Source organism: Stenotrophomonas sp. C3(2023), from assembly GCF_032911385.1.
In the GTDB taxonomy this organism is placed as follows: Bacteria; Pseudomonadota; Gammaproteobacteria; order Xanthomonadales; family Xanthomonadaceae; genus Stenotrophomonas.
Genome location: NZ_JAWJLO010000001.1, coordinates 1,921,166 through 1,936,582, shown reverse-complemented (window position 1 = coordinate 1,936,582; position 15,417 = coordinate 1,921,166). Strand labels below are relative to the sequence as shown.

At 66.8% G+C, this 15,417-nt stretch carries 14 protein-coding genes; 5 read left to right on the top strand and 9 right to left on the bottom strand.

Translation table 11 applies throughout. The annotated features are described in order from the left end of the window. Positions 1–98: 98 nt before the first annotated feature. On the bottom strand, positions 99–1,046 hold the full coding sequence (locus tag RZA67_RS08490) for a chemotaxis protein (RefSeq protein ID WP_317212284.1): 948 nt from the start codon (positions 1,044–1,046) through the stop codon (positions 99–101). Between the two features lie 156 nt (positions 1,047–1,202). Here RZA67_RS08490 and flgA point away from each other — a divergent pair, with 156 nt between their 5' ends. The 4 genes from flgA to RZA67_RS08470 all read left to right on the top strand — a co-directional run bounded on the left by flgA (position 1,203) and on the right by RZA67_RS08470 (position 3,867). Further along, positions 1,203–1,838, top strand: coding sequence for a flagellar basal body P-ring formation chaperone FlgA (gene flgA / locus RZA67_RS08485; protein ID WP_317213966.1), 636 nt, complete (start codon positions 1,203–1,205; stop codon positions 1,836–1,838). Between the two features lie 67 nt (positions 1,839–1,905). After that, the gene (gene flgM / locus RZA67_RS08480; protein ID WP_317212282.1) at positions 1,906–2,211 is read left to right on the top strand and encodes a flagellar biosynthesis anti-sigma factor FlgM; all 306 of its coding nucleotides are present in this window, start codon (positions 1,906–1,908) and stop codon (positions 2,209–2,211) included. After that, a complete protein-coding gene (locus RZA67_RS08475; protein ID WP_317212280.1) occupies positions 2,208–2,546 on the top strand; it encodes a flagellar protein FlgN in 339 nt (112 codons plus the stop codon). Before flgM ends, RZA67_RS08475 begins: the two co-directional genes overlap by 4 nt. Positions 2,547–2,649: 103 nt before the next feature. Further along, complete coding sequence (locus tag RZA67_RS08470; protein WP_317212278.1) at positions 2,650–3,867, top strand: ATP-binding protein; 1,218 nt, start codon at positions 2,650–2,652, stop codon at positions 3,865–3,867. A 35-nt stretch (positions 3,868–3,902) separates the two neighbouring features. Here RZA67_RS08470 and RZA67_RS08465 read toward each other — a convergent pair whose 3' ends face one another. Together RZA67_RS08465 and RZA67_RS08460 are read right to left on the bottom strand one after the other, a co-directional pair. Next, positions 3,903–5,663, bottom strand: a complete 1,761-nt coding sequence (locus RZA67_RS08465) for an EAL domain-containing protein (protein WP_317213965.1) — start codon at positions 5,661–5,663, stop codon at positions 3,903–3,905. A gap of 5 nt (positions 5,664–5,668) precedes the next feature. Beyond that, positions 5,669–7,756, bottom strand: a complete 2,088-nt coding sequence (locus tag RZA67_RS08460) for a PAS domain S-box protein (protein WP_317212276.1) — start codon at positions 7,754–7,756, stop codon at positions 5,669–5,671. A gap of 212 nt (positions 7,757–7,968) precedes the next feature. Between RZA67_RS08460 and RZA67_RS08455 the strand changes: the two genes are divergently transcribed. Further along, the gene (locus RZA67_RS08455) at positions 7,969–10,734 is read left to right on the top strand and encodes an EAL domain-containing protein (RefSeq protein WP_317212275.1); all 2,766 of its coding nucleotides are present in this window, start codon (positions 7,969–7,971) and stop codon (positions 10,732–10,734) included. 235 nt (positions 10,735–10,969) lie between these two features. Here the strand turns inward: RZA67_RS08455 and RZA67_RS08450 are convergent, their stop codons facing one another. From RZA67_RS08450 to RZA67_RS08425, 6 genes are all read right to left on the bottom strand, one after another. Beyond that, positions 10,970–11,182, bottom strand: a complete 213-nt coding sequence (locus tag RZA67_RS08450; RefSeq protein WP_317212274.1) for a hypothetical protein — start codon at positions 11,180–11,182, stop codon at positions 10,970–10,972. A gap of 98 nt (positions 11,183–11,280) precedes the next feature. After that, complete coding sequence (locus RZA67_RS08445) at positions 11,281–12,471, bottom strand: methyl-accepting chemotaxis protein (protein ID WP_317212271.1); 1,191 nt, start codon at positions 12,469–12,471, stop codon at positions 11,281–11,283. 162 nt (positions 12,472–12,633) lie between these two features. Continuing rightward, positions 12,634–13,248, bottom strand: a complete 615-nt coding sequence (gene hflD / locus RZA67_RS08440) for a high frequency lysogenization protein HflD (RefSeq protein ID WP_317212269.1) — start codon at positions 13,246–13,248, stop codon at positions 12,634–12,636. Beyond that, the gene (gene mnmA / locus RZA67_RS08435; protein WP_317212268.1) at positions 13,245–14,384 is read right to left on the bottom strand and encodes a tRNA 2-thiouridine(34) synthase MnmA; all 1,140 of its coding nucleotides are present in this window, start codon (positions 14,382–14,384) and stop codon (positions 13,245–13,247) included. Before mnmA ends, hflD begins: the two co-directional genes overlap by 4 nt. Next, a complete protein-coding gene (locus RZA67_RS08430) occupies positions 14,381–14,839 on the bottom strand; it encodes an NUDIX hydrolase (protein ID WP_317212267.1) in 459 nt (152 codons plus the stop codon). Before RZA67_RS08430 ends, mnmA begins: the two co-directional genes overlap by 4 nt. 1 nt (position 14,840) lies before the next feature. After that, positions 14,841–15,338, bottom strand: a complete 498-nt coding sequence (locus tag RZA67_RS08425) for a hypothetical protein (RefSeq protein ID WP_317212266.1) — start codon at positions 15,336–15,338, stop codon at positions 14,841–14,843. Positions 15,339–15,417 lie beyond the last annotated feature (79 nt).

Below are 15,417 nucleotides of genomic sequence, written 5' to 3'. Positions count from 1 at the left end.
CGGAGTGCTGCAAGTGGCGTGCCAAAGCGACGTGAGCGATCGCGCCCGGTAGCCGACCCCACGGTCGGCTGCCGTCCGGCCAGATCGCGACGGGCGTTTTACGCGGCCTGCTGCTGGGCGACGATACGCAGCCGTTCGAGCACGAAGTCGGCCAGCTCGTGCGGCGAGTACTTGGCGACGAACGCGTTGGCCCCGACGCGCTCGACCATGGCGTTGTTGAACACGCCGGACAAAGAGGTGTGGAGCAGTACATAGAGACCGGCCAGCCCGGGGTGGCGGCGGATCTCAGTGGTCAGCGTGTAGCCGTCCATGGCCGGCATCTCGATGTCCGAGATCACCATCGCGTAGCGCTCGGCCGGATTCTCACCCGAGGCGTGGATCTGCAGCAGATGGTCCAGCGCCTGGCGCCCGTCGGAAAGCAGGGTGGCACCGACGCCCAGTTGATCCAGAACGCTGCGGATCTGCTGGCGGGCCACACGCGAGTCGTCCACCACCAGCACCTGCAGCTGCGGGCCCTCGGCTGGCATCGCCATGGTCGGGTCCAGGACCGCTTCACCGCGCACCTGGGCGATGTCGGCCAGCACGCTTTCCACGTCGATGACCTGGATCAGCTCGCCCTGGAAACGGGTCACAGCAGTGAGGTAGCTTGATTCAGCACCCAGTTCCGGCGGCGGATGGATGTCCTCCACCGCGATGTTGACGATGCGCTCAACCCCGCTGACCAGGAAACCCTGGATGGAACGGTTGAACTCGGTCACCACCAGGTAACCGGGACCACCGCTGGCGGGATCACGCTCGGGATGGCCGATGGCCTCGCCCAGGTCGAGCACGGGGACCGAGCGGCCACGTACGTCAGCCACACCGGAGAACTGGCTGGGCAGGCCGGGCACCTGGAACAGAGCAGGTCGTCGCAGGACTTCCTGGACCTTGAACACGTTGACGCCAAAAAGCTGACGTCCCCCGAGGCGGAACAGCAGCAGGGCCAGGCGGTTGTGGCCGGCCAGCCGGGTGCGCTGATCGATGCGGTTGAGCAGGTCATGTGACATGGCTGATGTATCGGCCCGAGGGCGGTGCAACTTGAGGGTGCCATCCCGTGCTGACAGTGCGATCAGTGGCACACCGCTTGCATCCATCCTGGCCATGTTCCCAGCGAGGGCTTGCCCATGCATCTGCGCCTCTTCATTGGTCTTGTTGTTTCCTGCATGGCCGCTGCCGCCACCGGCCAGGTCCGCGCAAACGCGTGGCAGCCTGTGGAGAGCATCCGTCACGCGGCCCTGTCCACGTTGGGCGGAGGTGCCGAGGGCGAGGCCATCGTGGCCGACGCCATGCGTCTTCCTGCCTGCGGCCAGCCGCTGCAGGCGGCCCCGACGGCCAGCACGACGGTGGAGGTCATCTGCCCCGACGCAGGCGGCTGGCGCGTGTTCGTGCCGGTCAAGGTGCGCCACATGCAGACCGTCCTGATCCTCAACCGCGGAATCGGCGCTGGAGAAATGCTTGGCGCCGCCGATATCGGGACTGCCCGTCGCGACGGCGCCCGGATTGCCGGGGCGGTGTTGGCCGACCCGGCCTCGGCGGTGGGGCGCATTGCGCGCCGACCGCTGCCGGCCGGCACGCTGCTGGCCGCCAATGACCTTGTCAGTGAGCGTCTCATCCGTAGGGGAGACGCCGTGGCGATCGTCGCGCGCAGTGGGGGTCTGGAAGTCCGTGTCGCCGGCCGCGCACTTGGCGACGCCGGCGAAAACGAGCGTGTTTCCGTGGAGAATCCTTCTTCCCGGCGTATTCTGCAGGGGACGGTGGCGGCCAACGGCGACGTGCTGGTGACCCGCCAGGCCCTGTAGGAAAAAACCCTAAAGGTCGCGGCCCGATGGCCGTTAACCTCTTTGTACGGCAACCTCAGGAACCTTCATGAGCCAGAAAATCGACGGCAATTTCCCGGCAGCGCAGGCTGCGCTGCGCGCAGTGGGGCCCTCCGCGCGTCCCGGCGTCAGCAGCGATGCGCCGGCACGCCCGGTCGAAGCGGCCGACAGCCTGAAGCTCACCGGCGAGGCGACCAGCCTGCAGGCACTGGAGCGTGAGCTCAGCACTGCGCCGGCAATCGACGCCCAGCGCGTGGCGCAGGTGCGTGAGTCGCTGCAGAACGGCAGCTACCGGATCAACCCGGATGCCATTGCCTCGCGCATGCTTGAGCTGGACCAGCAGCTGCAGGGATGAGCGCGCTGATGAGCGAGCCCATGCAGCGGCTCAGCGATGCGCTGGATGCCGAGCGGCAGGCGTTGATCGCCCATGACGTGCATGCGCTGATCCGCGCCACCGGGGCGAAGCTGGAGGCGTTGCGTACGCTGGAGGGCGCGCTGCCCGTTGGGGAGGGCGAGCGCCTGCAGGCGCTGGCCGAGCAGAACCGTGCCAACGGCGCGCTGCTGGCCCGCCGACGCCGTGAAGTGAACTGGGCCCTGCGGCAGTTGGGCCGCAGCGAGGACGCGCCGGGCTACGATGCCAAGGGCCAGTCCCATCTGACGCGTGCGGGCCGACCGCTGGCGGTGGCCTGAGCTGCGTATCCGCAGCCGGTCGACAACGGATGGACCGGCTTGAATGCCGTGCGCAGTGTGGCCGGGTATAGTGGGTGCCCACACCCGCCAGGTCTGCCGATACGTGTCTGCTGCTCCTCTTTCCGTGACTGCCCTCCCGCAGCCTGTGCTGCAGGCGCTGCTGGCGCCGCTGAGCGACGGGCTGCTGCTGTTCACCGGCGACGACCGCGTGCTGCTGGCCAACCGTGCCGCTGAGGCGCTGCTGGACCGTGCCGAGCCAAGCAACGGGGGACGCGCACTGCAGCTGCGTGCTGTGCTGCCGCCTGACGCGCTGGCCCACGCGCGTCAGCAGGGCAGCTGGAACGGCAGCCTGGTAATGGGCGAGGCGGTGGTCATCGGCCAGGTGTATCACCACCGGGACGGTGACGAGGGTTACTACCTGGCCCTGTTCCGCCAGATTGAAGGCCAGGAAGACTATGAGCGCGAGCTGCAGCAGCGTCATGCCGAACTGCGCCAGGCGTATCTGCGTTTGAACGGCACGCAGGAAAAGCTGCTTCAGTCAGAGAAAATGGCCTCGATCGGGCAGCTGGCCGCCGGCGTCGCGCACGAGATCAACAACCCCATCGGCTACGTGCATTCCAATCTTGGCAGCCTGCAGGAGTATCTGCGGAGTCTGTTCACGGTGATCGAAGCCTACGAGCGTGCCCTGCGTGCGCCGGATCCGAAAGCGCTGATACCGGAGATCGACGATATCCGTGATCGCCTGGACATCGACTTCATCAGCCGCGATCTGCCGCAGCTGATGGCCGAGTCGCGCGAGGGTATCGAGCGGGTCACCCGCATCGTGCGCGACCTCAAGGACTTCTCGTATTCGGGTCGGGATGAGTCGTGGAAGCTGGTCGACCTGCATGCGGGGCTGGAGTCGACGATCAACATCATCTGGAACGAGCTCAAGTACAAGGTCACCCTGCACCGCGAGTACGGCCAGCTGCCGCTGGTGGAATGCCTGCCGTCCGAGCTCAACCAGGTCTATATGAATCTGCTGCTCAACGCGGGCCATGCCATTGCCGAACGTGGCACCATCACCGTCCGCACGGGCGTGGACGGCGATGCGGCGGTGTGGGTGGAGTTCGAGGATACCGGCGGCGGCATCTCGCCTGAGCTGCGCCAGCGGATCTTCGACCCGTTCTTCACCACCAAGCCGGTGGGCAGCGGAACGGGTCTGGGTCTGTCCATTTCCTACAGCATCATCAACAAGCACAACGGCCGTATCGATCTGGACAGCACACCCGGGGTCGGTTCACGCTTCCGCCTGGTGTTGCCGGTCAAGCAACCCCGGTAAGGCCTGCAGGGCAGGGGGCTGCGCCCCCTGCTACGCTATTCGCCGGCATCCAGCGGCTCAGCCTGGGCCAGCGGATTGGCATTGCTGCGCCGCTGTTCCTCGTAGGTGCGGAACGCCTGATGGATGTGCTTGCGCAGTTCGTCGTCGTTCCATGGTTTGGTCAGGAACCGGTAGATCGCTCCGCGGTTGATCGCGTCGGTCACTGTGTTGAGATCGGTGTACCCGCTCAACACCAGCCGGATCGTATCGGGGTAGAGCATCTTTACCCGGCCCAGGAACTCGGTGCCGCTCATGTCGCTCATGCGCTGGTCGGAGAGGATGACCTGCACGTCGTTGATCGCCAGCAGGTCGAAGGCATCGCGCACGTTGCCGGCGGCAAGGATGCGGTAGCCATCGCGGCGGAACAGCCGGACCAGCGAGCGCAGCACGTTTTCTTCATCGTCCAGCAGCAACAGGGTGCGGTCCGGCCGGGTCTCGGCGAATGCCTCCGGTCGCAGATAGCGACGACGCAGGGTCATGCCCGCTGCATCGGCGGACATCGGCTCGCCGAACAGGTAGCCTTGGAACACATCGCAGTCATTGCGGCGCAGGAAACCCAGCTGGGCCTGCGACTCCACGCCGTTGGCAATCACCGTCATGCCCAGCTGGTGGCCCATCGCCACGATCGCGCGGGCGATGGCCGCTTCGCGGTTGCCGGCCGGTGCGCTTTTGATGAAGCTCCGATCGATCTTGAGCTTGTCCACCGGATAGCGGACCAGCGCGCTCAGGCTCGAATCACCGGTGCCGAAGTTGTCCAGGCTGAGACTGATGCCCTCGTTGCGCAGCTGTGCCAGGGTTTCGTGAACGAAGTTGACATTGTTGGTGAGCGCGCTTTCGTTGATTTCCAGCGTGAGCATCTGCGCCGGCACGCCCGCGGCCTGCAGCAGGGCCATCACCTCGGCGAAGAAGTTCGGTCGCAGCAGCTGCAGGGTGGAGACGTTGACGGCAATACTGAAGTCATCAAACCCCTGGTCGCGCCACAGCCGGGCCTGCTTCAACGCGCCTTCCAGCACCCAGGTGCCGATCTGCACGATGATGCCCAACCGCTCGGCGGTACGCATGAAGCGCTCCGGCACCAGCATGCCCAGCGTGGGCGACTGCCAGCGCAGCAGCGCCTCCATGCCCACCACGTGGCCGTCGCGCGCGCTCACCAGCGGCTGGTAGCGCAGTTTCAGCTCACCATTGGGAATGGCGTCGATGATCTGACGGGCGATGATGCTCTCGCTGTGCGCACTCGGTGGTGTGTCCACGGCGTGGATGCGGAAGGCGTTGCCGCCCTCACGGGCGGCCTGGTGCAGGGCGTCCTCGGCATGGTCGAGCAGGCGCGAGGCGTTGCTCGCATGCTCCGGACACAGGCTCACGCCCAGCTTGCCGGTCATGAACAAGGTGTAGGGCAGCACCGAGAGCGGCAGTTCCAGCTGCTGCCGCAGTCCCTCGGCCAGATCTTCAGGCAGCGGCATGTCAGCCGCGCGTGGCACCGCGATCAGAAACTCGTCACTGCCGTGGCGCCAGAGCTTGCCGCGCCCACGCAGAAATGCCTGCAGCCGCTGAGCCACCAGCACCAGGGCCTGGTCGCCGACCTCGGCACTCATGTTCTCATTGACCGATGCGAAGTGGTCGATATCCACATGCATCAGCATCAACGGCGTGCCGCCCGAGGTGGCCTCGGCGACCATCGCCTGCAGTTCGGGATTGCCTGCCCCCAGCCGGTCGGGGGCATCCTCTATGCCTGCCGGGGGCAGATTGGGGTTCCACATTGCCATCAAGCGTCCGGTAGTTCGTTGGGTCCTTGCGGGACCTGGTAGGGAAGATGTACATCGACCAGCGTGCCCGCACCGTGGGCGGATTCGATCCGCAGCTGACCGCCGACGCTCTGGGCGCGCTCGCGCATCACGATCAGCCCGAGCCCGCGCGGGCCATCGGGGTCGAAGCCTTCACCATCGTCGCGGATCTGAAGGTGCAGACGCTGCGTGTCCAGGGCCAGCAGGCTGAGTTCGACCTGGCTGGCACGCGCATGCCGCAGGGCATTGGTCAGGCTCTCCTGGGCAATCCGGAAACAGGCCTGTTCGATGTCGCTGTCCGGTCGCTGCGGCAGCGACTGTATCCGGGTGAGCAGTTCGGTGCTGGTGGATCGGAACAGCACACCCGCCTGCCAGCGCAGCGCAGCTTCGAGCCCCAGCGCGTCCAGCTGCGGCGGGCGCAGCAGCGTGGAAATATCGCGCAGCTTGGCCACCGTGGTATCCGCCAGGCTCACGATCTGCTGCAGATCCTGGTTGCGCCGCTGCAGGTCGTCCTCATCAAGAGCAGCCCATGCGGACAGCTTCATCGCGGTGATGGCCTGGCCGATGTCGTCGTGCAGGTCACGCGATATGGCTCTGCGCTCATCTTCCTGCAGTGAGAACAGACGTCCGGCCATGGCCTGCAGTTCACGGTTGCTGATGGCCAGGGCGGCCTGGGTTCGTTCGGAGTCGCTCAGGTCGCGCACGATCAGCAGCCGGCAGTCGCGGCCGCCATAGCGGACCTCGCCCTGCGCCAGCCCAGCCTGGAAGCGGGTGCCGTCAGGCCGTTGCATGGCCACCTGCAGCTGCTCGGGCATCTCTCCCGCCGACGCCTGCAGCCACAGCTCGACGCGCGCCAGGTCCGGCGCGCTGACCAGCGACGCCAGCGATTCGCCCAGCAGCGTGTGCTGGGCATAGCCGAACAGCCGTGCGGCCCACGCGTTTGCATACAGCACGTGCCCGGCAGAAAGGATGACCACGCCATCAGGCAGGACCCGGACCAGTTCACGGAACTGCTCCTCACGTTCGCGCAGCAGGCGCCTTGACTGCTCCCGCTCGGTCACATCCTGCACCGTACCCACAACCCGCGAATGTCCAGTGGCATCGCCTGTACTGCGTGCGCGAAGGTGCACCGTGATCTGGCGACCGTCCATGGCCAGCAAGGGCAGCAGCACATCCACCTGGACAGGTTGACCCGAACACATGTCAGCCAGCAGTTGACCGGTGAGCGCGGCCGTCGCGGGGTCGGCGGCGACCAGCAGCTCTTCGAAACGGTGCCAGCGCCGGGTTTCCGGCGGTCGTCGCCCAAACAGCCGATAGACCTGGTCGGCATAGTGCCCGGTACCGCTCTGCGGATCGAGCTCCCATGCCCCGATGCAGGCAAGCGTGTGGGCCTCCTCCAACCGGGCCAGCGCCTGGTCACGGCGCAGCAGCGCTTCATCTTCGGCCGTGCGGTCGATGGCGATCAGCAGCCGGGCTGGACGGCGCTGGAACTGCACCGCATTGCTGCGCAGCTCCATCTGCCGCACGCTGCCGTCGCGCAGCAGCATTGGCGTCCGGAAGGTGCAGACCTGGTCCGGTTCCGCGCGCAGCTGCGCCAGTTTTGCCTCCAGCGCAGCGGTCGCCCCGGGTGGCCAGAGCGCCTCGATGGTCTGCTCCAGCAGCGCCGGCCGCTTCCAGCGGAACAAGGCGCAGGCGGCCGGATTGGCGTCAAGGATGCGCAGCGAGTGCAGGTCATAGACCAGAATCGGGCCGGGATTATCCAGAAAAACCTGGCGATGCTGCTGCTCTGAGTCCTCCAGCCGCTGATGCGCATGCAGCAGGTGGGTGCCCAGCGGTCGTAGCAGATGGTAGATGACCGCTGCACTGGCGAAGATGAAAAAAGCCCCTTTCAGCCCCTGCCAGTAAGTGGCCTGCTGCAGGTCACCTGCCAGGGCGATCACCGCCGCATCGCTGCAGGCGATCCAGGCCAGCGCCAGCAGGGTGTAGCCCAGCACCACCCGACGGCGGCCCCGCCGGAGCTGCCGGGCCAGGGCGGAGGTGGCAAAGCTGGCAGGTGCGGAGCCGGACATGTCAGGGCGGCGGCAGGGGGTAGGGGCGGCCAGGACATAGTAACCGCCCCGCCGTCGTGCGTGCCGACTGCTGCGCCCCGGGATCACCCATAACTCCATGATGTCGCCAACTGCGGGCAGGTGCTGCATGCCGCCGGTCCCTCAATATTCCGGCTGCGCCGCCGTTAACGGTTGCGTCCCCCGGCGTCGAGGGGGTTTTTGGAGCAAGCCGCGTGGACCAAGGGATTATCGCCAGCCTGTTGCAGCATCCGCTCGCCTCGGCACTGGTCATCCTCGACAGGGAGGGGCGACCGCTGGCGGCCAACCCGGCAGCACGCGAGCACCAGCTTCCGATCATCACCCAGTCCTACCATTCGATGCTGGAAGACATCCGCCTGCTGGCGGCCGACGGGGGCATCGTTCCGTGCAGTCTGCCCGGCGGACCGCGGGGACGCTACGATGGCTGGATGCGCGCGGTCCATGACCGCGATGGCAACCTGCTGGCCTTCACGCTGAGCATTCCCGAGCCGGTCGGTGCCTACACCGGCAGCATCTGGGAACTGGCGCTGGAAAGCGCCGGTCATGGTCTGTGGGACTGGGACGTGCCTGCCGATCGCATGCTGCGTACGCCCGCACAACGGCCTGACGACCGCGACCTGCAGGAACGCGCCGTCGCCCTGCTTGATCGTGTGCATCCCGACGACCGCAGCCGCGTCCGCGGTGCCATCGGCGAGCATCTGGAAGGGCGCAGTTCCCAGTACAGCGCGCAGTTCCGCTTCCGCAACCAGGATGGCAGCTGGCGTTGGGTACTTGATCGCGGGCGGGTGGTGGCGCGCACCGTCGAAGGTCTGCCGCTGCGCATGGTGGGCACGCATACCGACATCGACCAGCAGAAACAGCTCGAAACGCAGCTGCAGGACCAGCAGGTGCATCTGCGCGAAGCACAGCGCATCGCCGGCATGGGCAGCTGGGCATGGAACCCGGACAGCCGGCGTTTCTGGTGGTCGCCCGAACTCTGCGCCATGCTCGGCCAGGACGCGCGGGACCCGCGCACGCCACGCCGTTGGGTGCGGCGTCTGCATCCCCGGTCACGTGCTGCACTGCGGATGGCCTGGCGCCGGATGTGGCGCGACCCCCAGGCCTGCAGCCAGGACGTGGAACTGCAGGCCGCCGCAGGCGCGTCGCCGCGCCAGCTGCGCCTGTGGCTGCAGCCGCTGCTTGATGGCGCCGGTCGCGTGCAGCGCGTACTGGGCCAGGTGCAGGACATCACCGAGCAGTATCAGACCGACGCCTTGATCCGTTGGCGCACCGAACTGCTCAACCGCGTCTCCGCACTGGGCCGCATCGGTGGCTGCGAAATCGAGGTGGCCACCCGCCAGATGCAGTGGACCGAAGAGTGCTACCGCATTCACGGGTTGCGCAAGGAGCCCATCAGCCTCGAACAGGCGCTGGCGATGTACAGCGACGAGTCGCGTGAGGCGTTCGAGGCCGCGCTGACCCGCATCGCCGACGGCGGTCTGCCTGAACAGCTGGACCTGTGTTTCTACCGGCAGTCCGGCATCCGGGTCTGGGTGCAGGTGTTGATCGAGCTGGACCGCCGCGATGGGCTGCCGGCACGTTTTGTGGTGCTGTTCCGCGATATCACCCGCGAACGCGAGGCGAGCGAGCGCATCGAACTGCTCGCCCATTACGATCTGTTGACCGGGCTGCCCAACAGGATGCTGCTGCGTGAGCAGACCGCCGAGGCAATCGAGGAAGCGCGCGACCGCGGTGGCTCGCTGGCCATGCTGTTCGTCGACCTTGACGGATTCAAGACGATCAACGACAGCTTCGGGCACGCGACTGGCGACATGCTGCTGAAGGCAGCCGCCGCGCGGCTGCACCAGAATCTGCGCAACAGCGATCTGTTTGGTCGGTTCAATGGTGACGAGTTCATCGTCGTGCTGCGCGACCTGGCAGCGCCGGAGGACGCCGGCCACGTGGCGCGCAAGTTGATTGCCTCCCTTGGCGAGCCGCTGCATCGCGGCCAGGACAGCCTGAAAGTGGGTGCCAGCGTCGGCATCGCGATGTACGAGCCGGGGCGTGAGGATTTCGACGCCTTGCTGCGCGCCGCCGATGCAGCCATGCATGCCGCCAAGGAGGCCGGGCGCAATACCTACCAGTACTACAGCCAGGATGCGCTGAGCCGCATCCAGCGCCGGCTGGAACTGGAGCACGCGCTGCACGGTGCCATCGAGCGTGAGGAGTTCAGTCTGGTCTACCAGCCCCTGCTGCACACCGACCGGGACCAGCCGCCTGCGATCGAGGCACTGCTGCGTTGGCATCGCCCCGGACTGGGCTACTGCAGTCCGGCCGAGTTCATCCCGATTGCCGAGAAATGTGGCGAGATCGTGCGCATCGGCGATTGGGTGCTCAACGAGGCCTGCCGTCAGGCAGCTGCCTGGGACCGTGCAGGCCTGGTTTTCGACCGCGTTGCAGTCAATGTTTCGGCGGTGCAGCTGCGTGAGCGCGGCTTTGCCGAGCGGGTCATCGACATCTGTCATGCACAGGGGCTTGCCCCGACCCGTCTGGAGCTGGAACTGACCGAGTCGGCCTTGATCCGTGACACCGACGTGCTCCGACACTGCTTTGATGTGTTCGAGCGGCATCGGGTGCCGTTGGCGGTGGACGATTTCGGTACCGGCTTCTCCAACCTGCACTATCTCAACCGGTTCCCGGTGGGCCGTCTGAAGATCGATCGCAGCTTCGTGCAGGGCATGCTCCAGGACACGGGTACCGCCGAGGTCACCCAGGCCATCGTCCACCTGGGACACGCGCTGGGCATGAAGGTCGTGGCCGAGGGCGTTGAAACCGCGCAGATGGAAGAAATGCTCCGTCGTCAGGGCTGCGACGAAGTGCAGGGATACCTGTATTCCCGGCCGCTGGTGCCGCGCGAGCTGGCGCAGTGGTTGCGCAGTGGCGCCGGCATCGTCCGCGACGACTGCCCGGTCACGCTGTGACCTCCCAAGGCGCCAGTTGCTACGACAGCAGCGCGTGATGGTCCGGTAGAGCCGACCCATGGTCGGCTCACCGCGCGCAAGCGCGGTGGGGGCGCTGAGATCTGGCCGAAGAGCAGCCGACCGTGGGGTCGGCTCTGCCCCGCTGGGCTGCCCGCAACACCCTTGAACTACCCACGTTGCCGGGCAGAGCCCGGCACTACCCGCAAGGGTCGCCGACGGACGCGTTACGTGCCGCTCAGGGCGTGACCGGGACGGCCAGCCCCAGATCCCAGGCCAGGCTTGCCAGTTCGGGCGAGGGCGGGTCTGCACCGGCGGCGCCCTGTCCGCATCGAAGCTGCAGCGCAGCCAGCTCCTGCTGGGCCAGCGCCTCAAGCTGCTGCAGCTGCTCGCGCGCCGTTGAAGGCGGGGTGTGCTGGCTCAACTCGGGCAGGGCGCGGATCAGGGTCATCAGTGCTGGCGAGAATACGGTGACGTCAGGCGGATGTGCAAAGGCCCCGGCAACGCCGGGGCCTTCTGAAGGGCGGCTGTTGCCCGCCCGAACCGCGATCAGAACAGTTCAACGGTGCCGGCACCCATGCTCTGCTGGGCAACCGGCTTGTGCGGCGGACGCTCCCACTCGGTGCGCATTTCGCGCAGGCGGGTGCCGGTACGCTGCAGCGCGTTGACGATCTCCTCGTCGAACACCCCGCCGTTACGGTGCAGCAGCTCCTGCAGCGCCACGGCCTCGCGGTTTATGGCGGTCAGCCGGTCAAGGTGGGTATGCACGCCGCCCAGTGCCTGGGTGGCGATGTCTTCAAACTGCAGTGCGCGCACGGCTTCGGCCACGCTGCCGTCGATCGAGCGGGCGCAGTCGGAGACTTCACGCATGCCGTCGCCCAGTGACGCGTTGATCTGCGCAACGTTGTCCAGCATCGCCGCCGCCTCCTGACGGGCTTCGCGGGAGCGGTCCATGTCACGCGAGGCCATGTTGGAGACGGTCTCACGCACCTTGGCGATGGCGTCCTTGGAGCTGTGCGCCAGCTTTCGGATCTGCTCGTTGAAGGTGGTGGAACGCTCGGACAGGTTTCGCACCTCGTCAGCGACCACCGCAAAGCCACGGCCGGCTTCACCCGCACGTGCCGCTTCGATGGCGGCGTTCAGCGCCAGCAGGTTGGTCTGGTCGGCGATCGACTTGACGTCTTCCAGCAGCGCGAAGATGCCGTCCAGGTGCTGCGCCATCTGGTCGATGTGCTGCACGGTCGTGCTGCTCTGCCCGCTGACCTGTTCGAGTGCTTCGACCAGCTGTTCCATGCGATGGCTGGCGTGCTGGGCAAACCGGGCGACGTCGAGGCCGGCACTGCCTTCCTCACCGGTACGGTCGACGATGCGGGCCAGAGCCTGGCTCTGCTGGCGCGATTTGCGGTTCATCGCGTCGAAGCTGCCGCCAAGGCTGGATACCGCCTGGCGGATCAGATCGCGGGCACGTTCGACTTCGCCGCGCGAGCCTTCGATTTCGTTACCGACGAACGAGCGCAGCTCGGTCAGCAACTGGTCCTGCTCGCGCAGGACGCGCGCCGTCTCCGGCGAGCGTTGGACCTGCGCACGCGCAGTCCACCACGCAAAGCCGAGCCAGCTGAGCGTCATCGTGGTCAGGATCGCCCAGCGGAGGGCGGCCGGCCATTCGAGGCCAATGGCGAGGGGGAGCAACAGGGTCAGAGCCAGGGGGGCGGCCAGACGAATGAAAATGCGTGGGTACATGGACGTTCTCGGGAGAGTCACGAGTGCTGTATCGGCCGTACCCCGGGTCTCTTTAATGCCGAAACGCAGAACGCTGTCGTTTCCGTCAGCCCGGCCACACTCTTCGTCGCCCGGGCGGGGCGGGGCGGACGGCAGCGTGCCCGGCCTGGCCGCCGCGCGCGCTCAGGACAACGCGCGGTCCACAGCCTCCACCATGGCTTTGCGGGCGAACAGAAAGTCCCAGTAGCTGCCGCCCATCTGCCGCCACAGCACCGCAGAGCGCACCGCCGCCAGCAGCAGGGCACGGATTTCAGCCACTACCCCGGCCTGACCGAGGTAATGCGGATTGCCCTGGACCATCACCCGGGGCTTGAGATGGCTGATGGTGTCGGCATAGACCCCGCCCAGCGCGGCCAGCACGTCAGGGTGAGCGCTGTCGCCGACCTCGGCAGCCTGGCGCTGCGCGCGCGCGATGCCGTCGGTCACCTTGTCGATGACCGCCTGTTCGCTGATGAAGCGCCGCTCCAGCTGCAGCACGGCCATGGCCAGCTTGGGCAGCATGGGGTCCTGGCCCTGGTTGCGGAAGTAGTTGTGCAGCAGACGCAGGCCCGGTTTGAGCGCCTCGCGCTCGCCGTACACGCCGGCAGCGCTGTCGGCATCCAGACGGAACACGCTGTCGATCGCCGTACGCACTACGGCGGCATCCGAGTGCCCGGTATCGGCGATACGCCGCACCTGCTGCAGGGCCTGGGCAATGCCGGCAAGGGCAAGGACACGGTCGTCGACAGTAAAGCTCATGCAGCAGATACCTCGAAAGGAGAAGGGGAGGGGCGCAGCCGCTGCTCCAGCGGCGCGTCGGTGGCCGCGATCACCGCGCCACCCAGACAGACTTCGCCGTCATACAGCACCAGCGACTGGCCGGGGGTCACCGCCCGTTGCGGCCGGGCGAAGCGCACCTGCACGCTGCCGTCGTCGGCCACGGTGACACTGCAGCCTTCGTCAGGCTGGCGGTAACGGGTCTGCGCGGTGCATTCGAACCGGTGTGCCGGTGGCGAACCGGCGATCCAGTGTGCCGTCTCGGTATGCAGCAGGGTGGACTGCATCCAAGGACTTTCGCGGTCCTGGTCAACGTACAGGATGTTGCTGGCCACGTCTTTGCCAACCACATACCAGGGCGCCGCAGGGCGGCCGCGGACTCCGCCGATGTTCAGGCCCTCGCGTTGGCCGAGGGTGAAGTAGAACACCCCGGGGTGTTCGCCAATCACTGCGCCCTGCGGATCGTGGATCTGGCCAGGTCGGGCTGGCAGGTAGCGGCCGAGAAACTCGCGGAAATCGCGCTCACCGATGAAGCAGATGCCGGTCGAATCTTTTTTCGCGTGGGTGGGCAGACCCGCATCGCGGGCGATGCGGCGCAGGTCGGTCTTGTCCAGTTCGCCGATCGGAAACAGGGTGGCCGACAGCTGGTTCTGGCCCAGCTGATGCAGAAAGTAGCTCTGGTCCTTGCCGCGGTCGGCGCCCCGCAGCAGCTGCCACTGGCCACCACGCTGGGCGATGCGGGCGTAGTGACCGGTGGCGATGCGCTCGGCCCCCAGTTCGCGTGCCGCATCGAGGAAGTGTTTGAACTTGACCTCGCGATTACACAGCACGTCCGGGTTCGGGGTCCGGCCGGCCGCGTATTCGGCGAGGAAATGCGCGAACACGCCCTGCCAGTACTCGCTGGAAAAGTCACGGAAGTGGAAGGGGATGCCAAGTAGCCCACACACGGCTACCGCATCGCGCCGATCGTCTTCGGCGCGGCAGTCGCCGCTGCCGTCGTCAGCCCAGTTCTGCATGAACAATCCGGCCACAGCTTCGCCCTGCTGCACCAGCTTCCAGGCGGCGACCGAGGAATCCACGCCACCGGAGACCCCGACGATGACCCGCGGCGTACTCATGCGACCTCCTTGACCATGCCCAGCGGGTGGCGCTGACCGGCGAGATGGTCGACCACCGCCTGCCAGACCAGCGGGCTGCGCAACTGCTCATGGCGCGCCTGCAGTTCGGTGGTGGTCAGCCACAGTGCAGCCTCGATGCCCGTATCAAGAACCCGTTCGGGGTGATAGCGCAGCGGCCGGGCGGCGTAGCAGAAGCGCAGGAACCCGGTGCCGTCAGGCGCACGCCACTGGTAGCAGCCGATGAAGGCGTTCAGTTCCACGTCCCAGCCGGTTTCTTCCAGGGTCTCGCGCACCGCGGCCTCCGCCAGGCTCTCGCCGGGCTCCAGGTGGCCGGCCGGCTGGTTCAGCACGTGCCGGCCGTCAATCGTCTCCTGTACCAGCAACAGCCGGTCACCGTCGGCCACGACGGTGGCCACGGTGACATGCGGAGCCCAGCGCTGCGCCAGATCACTCACTTCAGTAGTCGTCCTTGCCGGTCAGTTCCAGCTCGATGGCATCGGCGCTGCGGCTGGCAGCGTCGATGGCGTCGCTCAACGCTTCGGCGGTGGCGTCGGCGTCGATCTTGACCACGAACATCGCGGTCTTGTTCTGCTTGACCCAGCCGCCGAGTTTGGCGGTATTGGAGGCCTCCAGCAGGCGGTTGGCCACTGCGGCAGTGAACGTATCGCCCTCCACCTGGAAGCCGGGCGACCAGATCTCGCGTACATGGTGCTGCCCGAAATCCTCCACGGCCGAGCGCACGTAGACCAGCTGGCTGCGGTCATCGGCCAGTTCGAACACCATACGGTAGTCGCCGTCCTCGTCCACTTCGTACTTGAAACCCAGTTTGTCCAGGTGGCGACCGACAGCCGGATCGGCCTTCGGGGCTTCCGCAGCGGGTGCGGACGTGGCGGCGCTTGCAGTGGCGGCGCCGGCCAGCGCCAGCAGCAGGCCGAGGGTGAGGGTCCTTTTCATGAAGTCTCCGTGAAAGCCGGGAAAGAACGCCAATTGTGACCGGACGGCCGGTTGACGTCCATTCGACGGCAGCGCCCGC